Below are 10,769 nucleotides of genomic sequence, written 5' to 3'. Positions count from 1 at the left end.
TCCCGCCAGTTGGCCGGCTGGGTGGGGTGGGACGATCCCGCGACGGTGCTCCGCCGCGTACGGGAGGAGGCCCGTAAGAGGGGGCGCGCCCGGTCGGCGGGTCCCGGCCCCCGCGGTCGCGGCCCGGGTGGACCCGGGGGAGGACCCCGCCCCCAGTGGGACCGTGCCGAGCGTGGCCCGAGGAGGAACGACGACGAGGCGGACGACCGCGGCGGGCACCAGGTCCCCGCTGTACCGACCGGGCTCCCGCTTCCCTCGGCCGCCGACCCGGCGCTCTGGCCGCAGCGTGAGGCCCTCAAGGCCGCTCTCCAGTACCCGGGCCTGGCGGGTCCGCTCTTCGACTCGCTCCCGGGTGAGTGCTACACCCATCCCGCCTACGCCCGGATCGCTGATGCGCTGTCCGCGGCCGGGGGGTGCGCCTCCGGCAAGAGTGGCGCGAACTGGGTGTCCGAGGTGTCCACGGGTCTCGAGGACGACGGGTTGCAGCGGCTGGTGGGTCTCATGGCGGTCGAGACCCTCCGGGTGGCCGAGGACGCGCTGCCCCGCTACGTCTCCGGTGTGCTCGCCCGGCTACAGGAGGTATGGGTGTCCGGCCAGATCGCCGACCTCAAGTCCAAGGTGCAACGGATGAGTCCGGCGGCGGACCCGGAGGGGTACTCGGCACTGTTCGGTGACCTCGTGGCGCTGGAGGAATACCGGCGCGGTTTGCTCGAGCAGGCCGTGGGCGCCACACCCGACATCGCCTGACCCAGAGAGAATTCGGGCAAAACACAATCCGGGTGGCCCACCGCCCCGGAGCCCTCATGGTTGAGAAAAGTAAAAATGTGCTGATATTGTCGTTCGCAGCCCGCCGCTGATCGGTTGTCCGATTCCGGCCGCGCGGGAGTCGCACGACCCCAGAGAGTTCGCAATGAGCACAACGTCACGTCGATTCACTCTTCCCGCCGCGATCGCGGCCTTCGGCATCTGCCTCGTAGTGCCCCCGGCGGCGTCCGCGGAGGGCTGGGACCAGGGCCCGGTGCGGTTCAGCGCATCCGGGGATGACCAGTGCCGGGTCCACTTCACGATCATCAACGAGACGAACGGGTACTACGTCGTCGACTTCGCGGTGGACGGGGAGGATCCGGCGTCGCTGGCGGGCGTGCCAGGTGTGTGGAGCCTGACCGGTGTGCCCGTCAGGGCCAGGTTCTCCCTCGACAGCGTGGCGTACGACATCACGCGGGTCGTCGGGCGGCAGGGGGTGCAGAACTCGGCTCCCAGCTCCCCGGTCTTCGCCCCGGGAACTGCCCCCTACGTCACCGACCGGGACCCGATCACCACCACCAGAACGGTGAGTCTTCTGGACCAGCCACATCTGCCCAACCGGGCGTCCGACACGCACACCGTCTCTTACCAGGTGGTCGTCGGTCCCCAGTCCGCGGACAAGGGATTCGATTCCGCCACGGGTCGGTTCGCGTTGCTCGAGACCGAGGTGTCCGGGTGCCAGGCCGAGACGATCTCGACGCTCGCCACGCCGCCGACTGCGGTCACGGGAACGCCCGTCGATCTCACCGTGCAGGTCGAACCCGCAGCGGCCGCCGGAACGGTCCAGTTCTCCGCTGACGGAGAAATCATCGGGGCCCCGGTCGACGTCATCGACGGGATTGCCACGCTGCCGTATGCCTTCTCCGAGGTCGGCGACTTCGTCATCACCGCAGCGTTCACTCCGGCCACCGTCGTGGACGACTCCTCGGACACCCCGTACGCATCGTCGACGGCCGGTCCGAAGACGATCGCCGTCCGGGATGAGGAACCGGGCACCGGATCACTCAGCCAGGGTTCGCTCGGCGTCCTGTGTGGAGGGGACGCGGCCGGTTCCCTCGGCACAGGTTCCCTCGGTGCAGCGTCCCTCGGTACAGGGTCCCTCAGCTCCACGGGATCGGCCTCCACCGGTTCTCCCGGATCGATCTGCGGAGCTCCAGGGTCTGCAAGCTAGCCCTCGGGTAGGGCTCTGACCTGCCGATTTGGTCCGGCGGCTGCCGTCGCACTAAGGTGAGTTCTCGGTGTCCGACGTGCTCGTCGGTTGCCGACGGCAATCCCCCATAGCTCAATTGGCAGAGCATTCGACTGTTAATCGAAGGGTTTCTGGTTCGAGTCCAGATGGGGGAGCAGAACCACCAGGCCAGAGGAGCAATCCTCTGGCCTGGTCTGCATTTGACGTCAGCCGGGTTGGAGTGTCCGGAAGTCGCCGCGGTCGAAGGTGATGTGGAACCTCCTTGAGGCGATCCGCCAGCCCTCCGCCGTCCGGGACCACAGGTCCGAGTACTCACCGAAGCACTCGTAGGTCAGCCCGGACTGGTCTCCGGCCCCGAGGTGAAGCACCCGCGCGTACGTCAGACTCCGCGCCCGGTCCTCGTTTCCGTCGAGCGCCAGCTGCACCCGGTGGTTTCCCAACAGGTGCTGGGACGGACCGCAGCCACCGAGGTGCTGCCGGACAATCGCGACGATCGCCTCCCGACCGGAGGCCCCGTACCCGGTCGCGGACTCGGTGAACAGCGCGCCGAGCCCGTCCCAGTCTCGCGTGTCCAGTGCCGTGGCCACGTCGGCCAGGCGTTCGAGGATCTGATCCCTGTCACTCGTCATCCTCTCTTGGTAGCAGGGATCGCCGGGAGATCTCAGCTGTCGTCGCTAATCTGGCCGCATGACTCGCCCCGAGGTCGCCCTGTCCACCGGCCGCGTCCACGGAACCGACCTGGGTGACGTCGTCCGCTTCTACGGGATCCCCTACGCCGAGGACCCGGTCGGTGACCTGCGCTTCGCCGCTCCGGTTCGCCGGGAGCCGTGGCAGGGGGTCCGTGATGCGACGCGGCCCGCCGCCACGGCCCAGCGACTGCGATTCGACCCGGACCCGGCGATCCCGGAGCCGATCGTCGCGGGAGGCGACATCCTGCACGTGGACGTGTGGGCGCCGGCGGAGGGTGGCGAGCACCCGGTGATGGTGTGGATCCACGGGGGCGGGTGGGAATCGGGGTCGTCCCATCAACCGTGGTTCGACGGTTCGACCTTCGCCCGCCGGGGGATCGTCGTGGTCTCGGTGGGCTACCGCCTCGGGGTCGAGGGCTTCACCCCGTTCCCCGACGCCCCGGACAATCGTGGACTGCTGGACTGGATCGCGGCGCTCGAGTGGGTCCGGGACGAGATCGCCGTGTTCGGCGGGGACCCCGGCCGGGTGACGGTCGCCGGGCAGTCGGCCGGCGGGGGAGCGGTGCTGTGTCTGCTGGGCTCGCCCCCGGCGGCCGGGCTGTTCCACGGAGCGATCGCCGCGTCTCCTGCGGTGTTGCGTGCCCCGGCGACCCATCCGCCCAAGGGCGTGACGGCCGAGGGGTTGGCGGCCGGGGGGCGCGGCGCGGTCGACGAGTTCCATCGGCGCCTCCGTCGCGAGAATCAGTTCACGCTTCCGTTCCGGCCGGTGGTCGGTGGCGAGACCGTCCCGATCCCTCCCCTGGAGGCGGTCGCCGGTGGTCCAGGTACGGGCGTACCGCTGCTCATCGGCTCCACCGCGACGGAGTTCGAGGCCGTCTCGGACAAGCTCCCGGGCCCGGCGCTGGTGCCGGGGGCCGCGTTCATGGCGTTGTCCCAGCAACTCCCCAGGCAGGGGCTCCGGGCATTGGCCCGGCAGTCGAACGGACGGTCGCTCCGGCGCAGCGTGGGCGCGGTGATCGACGCGGCCGCGATCCACTCCACGGTGGCCCGGGCCGCCGAGACCAGGGTGGCCGCCGGAGACCCGACGTGGGTGTACGACTTCTGCTGGACCGGAGGAAACGGGCCCCGGCACTGCGCCGACCTGCCCTTCTTCTGGTCGGTTCCGGACGGGGAGAACGTGGAGCGCTATCTCGGAGCCCCGGCGCCGACCGACCTGGTCGAGGCGATGCACGGCTCATGGGTCGACTTCGTCACCATCGGCGACCCGGGTCATCCCGCCTACGAGTCGCCTGATCGGCTGGTGATGGCGTGGGACGACCCGCCGGCGCAGGTCGCCGACGGACTCTCGGCGGTGCGTGCGGTCTGGTGGCCGGAGGTCCGCTGAGCGGCCTTGCTACGATTGCGCCGCGCGTGCCGGTGACGTTCCCGGCGCGTGCGGGGGGCTATAGCTCAGTTGGTTAGAGCCGCGGACTCATAATCCGCTGGTCGCGGGTTCGAGCCCCGCTGGCCCCACCGGGAGAGCCGCCCGTTCCCTGGTCGGACGCCGAGACCAGGTGGGCCCAGCCCCGCAGCGCGCCGGGGGACTATAGGTTTCTTCCCATGGACCGGACGGGGGCCCTGGGGGATACAGCGCGCGGGGTCGCCGCAGTTGTCGTGGCGTCCGGCCTGTTCGGCGGGATCTTCTACCTCTCCGGAGTAATCGACGCCTCGGCTGAGGTGGTCTTCGGGTGGCGGATCGTCGTGACCTTCGCTTGCTACAGCCTCGTGATGCTCCTCCCCTCGGGCCGCGTGATGGTACGTGACTCCTGGGCGACCCTCACACGAGAGTGGTGGTCTCCGCTCGTGTTCGGCCTGCTGTGCGTACTGGTCGGGATGCAGCTCTGGCTGTTCTCCTGGGCCCCGCTTCACGGCCACGCTCTGGATGCCTCGCTCGGTTTCCTGCTCCTACCTCTGGCCCTGGTGATCGGCAGCCGGGCCGTTCTCAAGTCGGAGGTGTCGACCTGGCAGTGGATGGCGGTGGGAATCGCGGCCGCAGCCGTCGCCGTCAATATCGGGGTGTCCCCGAGCTTGTCCTGGGTGACGTTCGTGATCTGCACGGGGTACCCGATCTACTTCGTCGTGCGCCGCCGTGTCGGCATGGACAAACCGATGGCGTTCGGGTTCGAGGTCGCCGCGCTCACCCCCCTCGGCGTGTGGTTGATCGTGTCGGGTGGTCAGCATCCGTCGTCTGTCGCCGGAAGGCTCGCGCTCGTCTCGGTCGGCGTCGCCGGCGCGGCGGCCATGGCGGCGTATCTGGCGGCGTCGCAGTTGCTCACGCTTCCCCTGTTCGGCCTACTCGGATACCTCGAGCCGGTGCTGCTGGTCGCTGTGGCGTTCGCGCTCGGAGAGACGGTCCGGGGGATCGACACCCTCACATTCGGGCTACTCGGCCTCGCCCTGACCCTGCTCGCGGCCGAAGGCTACCGAGCGGCGCGACGAGATCGACGATCCGGGGCGGCACCGCGACCGGGGTCTCGGCGCGCCACCCACTGAGGCGGAGTCGCCGCGACGCAGTCCCCGGGCACGGTGCCTCTCGACGGTGGGTCAGTACGCCAGACCCATCCGCAGGGCGCCCACGGCCTCCGACAGAGCGGCCCGGGCGAGCGGGGTGGCGCCGACGGCGTTGACGAACGGGTGGACCATCGTGGAGTGCCGACGGAGCGAGACCTTGACGCCGGCGTCGGCCATCTTCCGCGCGTACGCCTCGCCCTCGTCGCGCAGCGGGTCGAACCCGCCGGTGGCGACGTGAGCCGGGGGCAGGCCGGAGAAGTCCTCGGCCAGCAGCGGGGAGGCGCGCGGGTCGAGACGGTCGGCGTCGGAGCGCAGGTAGGTGTTCTCGTAGAAGTCCATGTTCTTGCCGGTGAGGAAGAACCCCTCGCCGAACAACTCGAACGAGCGGGTCCGCGCCGACATGTTGGTGGCGGGGACGAAGAGCAGTTGGAAGTCGGGGGTCTTCTCTCCCGCGTCCCGGGTCTGCTGACACACGACCGCCGCCAGGTTCCCGCCCGCGCTGTCCCCGCCCACCGCGATCCGCGTCGGGTCCACCCCGAGCGACTCGGCGTTGTCCCGCACGTACCGGAACGAGGCCAGGGCGTCCTCGGCCGCCGTGGGGAAGAGGAACTCGGGGGCCAGCCGGTAGTCCACGCTGAGGACCTTGAGGCCGCCCATCCTGGCGATGTAGCGGCAGGTCGCGTCGTGTGAGTCGATGCTCCCGAGCACCCACCCGCCACCGTGGAAGAACACGAGCATCGGCAGCGGTTCGTCGCCGTGGACGGGGGAGTACAGGCGGGCGGGAAGGTCGGCGCGGGCGGTCTCGGCACCGGTGCGATCGTCGTCGGTGTCATCGCTACCGGCGAGCGGGAGGACCAGGTCCTTGACGACGGCGAGCTCGATCCGGTTGCCCGACACGGTGTACGCGGACCGCTCCACGGTCTGGCGTGCCTGTTCGAGCGGTATGTCCTCGTACTCGCCTTCCGACAGCAGGGACATCACCCGGACCCCCGCCTGGAAGTGCGGGTCCAGCACCTGGCCGTCGATCCGCCGGGGGGCGCCGCCGGCGAGCTGGATCAGCGGGCCGGGCAGAGAGCCCGAGGCGGTCATCGCCGCCTTGGTGAGGCGGTCCTTGATCGAGGGGCGAAAAGTCCTGTGTCCGGACATCGGTGAGCGCATTGCCACATTGTGCCGAGGATGGGGAGGATGATCGGGGGGAATCGACGAAGGGACTGGTCATGCGTTCAGATTCGGACCTGGTGGTACACGTCGAGGGCCTGGTCAAGACATTCGGCGCCACCCGCGCCCTCGACGGCCTGGACCTGGACGTCCGACGCGGCGAGGTGCACGGCTTCCTGGGCCCCAACGGCTCGGGCAAGTCCACCACCATCAGGATCCTCCTGGGCCTGATGCGGTCCGATTCGGGACGGGTGACCCTGTTCGGGCGCGACCCGTGGCGGGACGCTGTCGAGCTGCACGCCAGGTTGGCGTACGTACCGGGGGAGGTGACGCTGTGGCCGCGTCTGACCGGGGGACAGTGCATCGACATCCTGGGGCGCGCACTGGGCGGACTGGACCCGGCACGCCGTGACGAGCTGATCGACCGCTTCCGCCTGGACCCCACCAAACGCACCCGGGACTACTCCAAGGGAAACCGGCAGAAGGTCTCACTCGTCGCGGCCCTGGCGTCCGGCGCCGAACTGCTCGTGCTGGACGAGCCCACCTCCGGGTTGGATCCGCTCATGGAGCTGGTGTTCCAGGAGTGCGTGCGGGAGGCCGTCGACGGTGGTTCCACCGTGCTGCTCTCCAGCCACATCATGGGTGAAGTCGAGGCGCTGGCCGATCGGGTGAGCATCATCCGCGACGGCCGCACGATCAGCTCGGGCACCCTGGGCGACCTGCGCCGCCACACCACCACCGAGGTCCACGCCGTCACCGACACCGATCCGAGTGCCCTGGAGTCGATCGTCGGGGTAGACGGTCTGCGGATGGAGCGCTCCGGTGACGGGCGGTTCGACGTCCGCTGCCACGTGCCCGCCGAGCGGCTCGCCGAGGTGACGGGGATCCTGCACGCGGCCGGGATACACACCCTCACCGCCACCCCGCCGAGTCTGGACGACCTCTTCCTCACCGCCTACTCGGGCGCGGGGGCCGCGGAGGGGCCTGGAGAGTCGGGCACGACATCCGGCGGGTCACGGTGAACTCCGCCTTCGCCGGCACCGGCCTGTTGGTCCGGATCGCCCTGCGCACGGGGTGGCGGTCCGCCGCCGCGTGGGTACTCGGCCTGGTCTCGCTGTATCTGCTCACCGGCGTCTCGATCGCCGCGCTGTACGACACCCCGGAGAAGCTGGCCACCTACTCCGCGTCCCTCGGCGAGGCCATGGTGATGCTCAACGGCCGCGTGGCCGGGCTCGACACCCTGGGCGGGGTCATGATGAACGAGTACGCGTTCATCGCCTCGTTCGCGATCCCGGTCATGGCGATCGCCCTGACCGCCCGGTCCACCCGCCGGGAGGAGGAGACCGGCAGGACAGAACTCCTGTTGTCCGCCCGGACAGGTCGGCTCGCCCCGGTCACGGCAGCTCTCGTCGTCGTCGGCGGCGTCTTCCTGCTCCTCGGCGCCGGAATCTGGGCGTCGACCCTCGCCATCCCGGTCGATCGCACCGGGGCGGCGTTCTACGCGGCCTCGATCGTCGCCACGGGGTGGGTGTACGCCGCGGCCACGGCGGTGCTCGCACAGGTGGTGGCCCACAACCGCACCGTGTGGGCGGCCGGAATGACCCTGGCCGGACTCACGCTCGTCCTGCGGGGGATCGGCGACACCAACGAGAACTGGGTGAGCTGGACCTCCCCCCTGGGATGGCACGGGTTGGTCCGCCCGTTCGGGGACGCCACCGCCCTCCCACTCGTCGTGGCGGTGGGGACGGCCGGAGCGTTGTCCGCCGCCGCCCTGTGGCTCTCCGGTCGCCGCGACGTCGGGGCAGGGCTGGTGCCGGCCCGCACCGGGTCGGCCACGGCGTCGAGGTGGCGGGCGTCCGAGCTCGGCGGGGCGGTGCACCAGCACCTCGGAGCGCTCATCGGCTGGACGATCGGCGTCGTGGCGCTCATGACCATGTACGGCGCCCTGATGAACGTCGTGGTCGAGGCCATCATGTCCAACCCGTCCCTCGCAGCCTTCCTGGTCGAGTCCCCGGCACTCGTCGATTCCCTCGTGCAGATGCTCGTGGTGTTCGTCGGGATCCTCGGCGCGGGCTTCGCCCTGCAGACACTCGGGGGGTTGCGGGGGGAGGAGACCTCGGGGCGGCTGGAGCTCGACCTCGCGGCCGGGCGGTCCAGGTGGTCATGGCTGGCCCTGCACACCGCGGTCGTGGCCGTGGGTGCCGCGGTGGTCGTGGTGGCCGGTTCCGCAGCCTTCGCGCTGTCCACCTCCATCGCCCTCGACGACCCGGACTCGATGGGGCGGATCGTCGCGGCCGGGTCCTGGCAGGTGCCCCCGGCGCTCCTGTTCGTCGGACTGTCGGTTGCGCTGTTCGGGCTGGTGCCCCGCATGCAGGCACTGGCCTGGGCGCTGTTCGCGGTCTCCGCCGTCGTCACGTTCATGGGCCCCACCCTCAGACTCACCGAGTCCCAGATGCGTCTGTCGCCGTTCGGCGCGGTGGGCCGGGCCCCCGTCGGGCCGGTCGACACGGCGGGGGTGGCGGTACTGCTGGTGCTGGCGGCCGTCCTGCTGGTCGCCGGGGTGGTCGGGTTCCGTCGGCGCGACGTGCCGCGGACGTGACCGCGGAGCTGACACACTGACCACACAGCTGTAGACGACGCAGCCACAGGCGATCCGGCGGGCGTCGGCCCGATCGGACATCACGCGGGAGGAACCCATGTCGGACGAGTTCGGTCGAGACAGGCTGGACGCCGCTCTGGCGGTCGTCGACGACTGGCCGGTGGACAACGTCTCGGCAGCGGTCGTCGGTCCGGAGGGGCTCCTGGCCGTGCGTGGCGACGAGGACCGCGTCTACCGTCTCGCCTCGGTGACCAAACCGATAGTGGCCGTGGCCGCGCTCCTCGCTGTCGAGGAGGAGGCGATCTCCCTCGACGAGGCCGCCGGGCCCGAGGGCTCGACCGTCCGCCACCTGTTGGCCCACGCATCCGGTCTGGACTTCAGTGATCGCGGGAAGGTGCGCGCCGGGCCGGGGGAGCGACGCATCTACTCCTCGGCCGGCTTCGAGGTGCTCGCGGACCACATCGCCGACGCCACGGGGATCGCCTTCCCCGACTACCTCACCGAGGCCGTGTGTCAGCCGCTCGGGATGGGATCGACGGTGCTCGAGGGCTCGGCCGGACACGGTGCCTCGGCCAGCCTCGCCGACCTGGTCGCCTTCGCGACCGAACTCGTGGCACCGCGGCTCCTGGCGCCCGAGACACTGGAGGAGGCGGTGAACGAGCAGTTCCGCGGCCTCGACGGCGTCGTGCCCGGTTACGGCATGCACAAGCCGTGTCCGTGGGGTCTGGGGTTCGAGCTCCGGGAGGCCAAGTATCCCCATTGGACCGGCCAGCACAATTCTCCCGGGACCTTCGGGCACTTCGGACAGTCGGGCACGTTGCTGTGGGTGCAGCCCGAGATCGAGACGGCCCTGGTCGTGCTCACCGACCGCGACTTCGGGGACTGGGCCAAGCCGCTGTGGCCGGAGTTGTCGGACAGGGTGGTGGACGCCGCAACCCGTCGCAGCCGCCCGGAGGACTCCCTCGGGGGCTGACGCACCCTCCTCGCCGACACGCCGCCGGGGACTCACACCGGCGGGATTACGGTGCTGTAACTTTGCTGAGAATGCAGAAGTGTCGCTGGTGTAGTTCGTTCACTTGAGGCACAGTTGTGCACTACAACCACATACGAATCATCGTTCACACGATATCGCGAGGTCGTTGGGGAAGACGTCCCTCAGTGAGTCGGGAGTGAAGCGATGTCTGATCTGAACCATTTCGCGGATACGACGACCGGCGTGGTGTTCATCCATGCCGCGCCTACCGCGTTGTGCCCTCACGTCGAGTGGGCTCTGGCGAGCACCCTCGACGCGTCCTCCGCCATGCGTTGGGAGGACCAGCCGGCCCAGCCGGGCGCCCGCAAGGCGATCGTCGACTGGATCGGTCCGGTCGGCACCGGTGCTCGCCTGGCCGATTCGCTGGCCAAGTGGTCGATGCTGGCCTTCGAGGTCACCGAGGACCCGAGTGACCTCGTCGACGGCGAACGCTTCTCGCACACCCCGGAACTCGGGATGTGGCGAGGCCAGACGGGCGCGAGCGGGGACGTGGTGATCGGGGAGAACAGGCTCCGGCACCTCATGGCCGCAGGCCCCGCCGCGTTCCACGCCTCGGTGGACGCCGAACTCGGCACCGCATGGGACCGCGCGCTGGAGCCGCTCCGCGGGCATCCCGCCGCTGCCGAGGTCACCTGGCTCTCCCGCGTCGGCTGACGAGCGCCGACAGGCCGGTTCCGGTCGGCGATCCCCGACTCACGACGACTCGCCGACGAACGCCCGCACCCTCTCGGGGTGCGGGCGTTTTCG

Annotated in this window: 9 protein-coding genes, 2 tRNA genes and 1 pseudogene; 10 read left to right on the top strand and 2 right to left on the bottom strand. The window is 70.2% G+C overall.

Annotation, left to right across the window (positions count from 1 at the left end):
- The 3 genes and pseudogenes from G6021_RS17225 to G6021_RS07965 form a co-directional block, all read left to right on the top strand.
- A pseudogene (locus tag G6021_RS17225) lies at positions 1-747 on the top strand (DNA primase); the annotation flags it as partial.
- A gap of 163 nt (positions 748-910) precedes the next feature.
- Positions 911-1,975, top strand: coding sequence for an Ig-like domain-containing protein (locus G6021_RS07970; RefSeq protein WP_182641017.1), 1,065 nt, complete (start codon positions 911-913; stop codon positions 1,973-1,975).
- Positions 1,976-2,075: 100 nt separating this feature from the next.
- Positions 2,076-2,148 (top strand) — tRNA-Asn (locus G6021_RS07965).
- 51 nt (positions 2,149-2,199) lie between these two features.
- On the opposite strand, the gene G6021_RS07960 is transcribed toward G6021_RS07965, so the two are convergent.
- Positions 2,200-2,622 carry a nuclear transport factor 2 family protein gene (locus G6021_RS07960; protein ID WP_107748223.1) on the bottom strand — a complete coding sequence of 141 codons (423 nt, stop codon included), beginning with the start codon at positions 2,620-2,622 and terminating at the stop codon, positions 2,200-2,202.
- 58 nt (positions 2,623-2,680) lie between these two features.
- On the opposite strand from G6021_RS07960, the gene G6021_RS07955 reads away from it, so the two are divergent.
- From G6021_RS07955 to G6021_RS07945, 3 genes are all read left to right on the top strand, one after another.
- Positions 2,681-4,066 (top strand): carboxylesterase family protein, encoded by a 1,386-nt coding sequence (locus G6021_RS07955; RefSeq protein ID WP_182641016.1) that lies wholly within the window; start codon positions 2,681-2,683, stop codon positions 4,064-4,066.
- Between the two features lie 54 nt (positions 4,067-4,120).
- Positions 4,121-4,194: transfer RNA gene (locus G6021_RS07950), tRNA-Ile, on the top strand.
- Positions 4,195-4,281: 87 nt separating this feature from the next.
- A complete protein-coding gene (locus G6021_RS07945) occupies positions 4,282-5,214 on the top strand; it encodes a permease (protein ID WP_182641015.1) in 933 nt (310 codons plus the stop codon).
- A 51-nt stretch (positions 5,215-5,265) separates the two neighbouring features.
- On the opposite strand, the gene G6021_RS07940 is transcribed toward G6021_RS07945, so the two are convergent.
- Positions 5,266-6,390, bottom strand: a complete 1,125-nt coding sequence (locus G6021_RS07940) for an alpha/beta hydrolase (RefSeq protein WP_241736468.1) — start codon at positions 6,388-6,390, stop codon at positions 5,266-5,268.
- 59 nt (positions 6,391-6,449) lie between these two features.
- Between G6021_RS07940 and G6021_RS07935 the strand changes: the two genes are divergently transcribed.
- From G6021_RS07935 to G6021_RS07920, 4 genes are all read left to right on the top strand, one after another.
- Positions 6,450-7,412, top strand: a complete 963-nt coding sequence (locus tag G6021_RS07935; protein ID WP_182641014.1) for an ABC transporter ATP-binding protein — start codon at positions 6,450-6,452, stop codon at positions 7,410-7,412.
- The gene (locus tag G6021_RS07930; RefSeq protein WP_182641013.1) at positions 7,409-8,989 is read left to right on the top strand and encodes a hypothetical protein; all 1,581 of its coding nucleotides are present in this window, start codon (positions 7,409-7,411) and stop codon (positions 8,987-8,989) included. Before G6021_RS07935 ends, G6021_RS07930 begins: the two co-directional genes overlap by 4 nt.
- Positions 8,990-9,086: 97 nt before the next feature.
- A complete protein-coding gene (locus G6021_RS07925; RefSeq protein ID WP_182641012.1) occupies positions 9,087-9,962 on the top strand; it encodes a serine hydrolase domain-containing protein in 876 nt (291 codons plus the stop codon).
- A gap of 204 nt (positions 9,963-10,166) precedes the next feature.
- On the top strand, positions 10,167-10,676 hold the full coding sequence (locus G6021_RS07920; protein ID WP_179524986.1) for a DUF3145 domain-containing protein: 510 nt from the start codon (positions 10,167-10,169) through the stop codon (positions 10,674-10,676).
- Positions 10,677-10,769: the final 93 nt, after the last annotated feature.

It is taken from the genome of Dietzia sp. CW19 (assembly GCF_014145265.1).
In the GTDB taxonomy this organism is placed as follows: Bacteria; Actinomycetota; Actinomycetes; order Mycobacteriales; family Mycobacteriaceae; genus Dietzia; species Dietzia natronolimnaea.
The sequence above is the reverse complement of the archived record's forward strand: the minus strand, read 5'-3'. Positions and strand labels throughout refer to the sequence as shown.

Coding starts and splice junctions, on each gene's coding strand:
- G6021_RS07960 (WP_107748223.1), bottom strand. CDS start 2,622: ATGACGAGTGACAGGGATCAGATCCTCGAACGCCTGGCCGACGTGGCC.
- G6021_RS07970 (WP_182641017.1), top strand. CDS start 911: ATGAGCACAACGTCACGTCGATTCACTCTTCCCGCCGCGATCGCGGCC.
- G6021_RS07955 (WP_182641016.1), top strand. CDS start 2,681: ATGACTCGCCCCGAGGTCGCCCTGTCCACCGGCCGCGTCCACGGAACC.
- G6021_RS07940 (WP_241736468.1), bottom strand. CDS start 6,390: ATGCGCTCACCGATGTCCGGACACAGGACTTTTCGCCCCTCGATCAAG.
- G6021_RS07935 (WP_182641014.1), top strand. CDS start 6,450: ATGCGTTCAGATTCGGACCTGGTGGTACACGTCGAGGGCCTGGTCAAG.
- G6021_RS07920 (WP_179524986.1), top strand. CDS start 10,167: ATGTCTGATCTGAACCATTTCGCGGATACGACGACCGGCGTGGTGTTC.
- G6021_RS07925 (WP_182641012.1), top strand. CDS start 9,087: ATGTCGGACGAGTTCGGTCGAGACAGGCTGGACGCCGCTCTGGCGGTC.
- G6021_RS07945 (WP_182641015.1), top strand. CDS start 4,282: ATGGACCGGACGGGGGCCCTGGGGGATACAGCGCGCGGGGTCGCCGCA.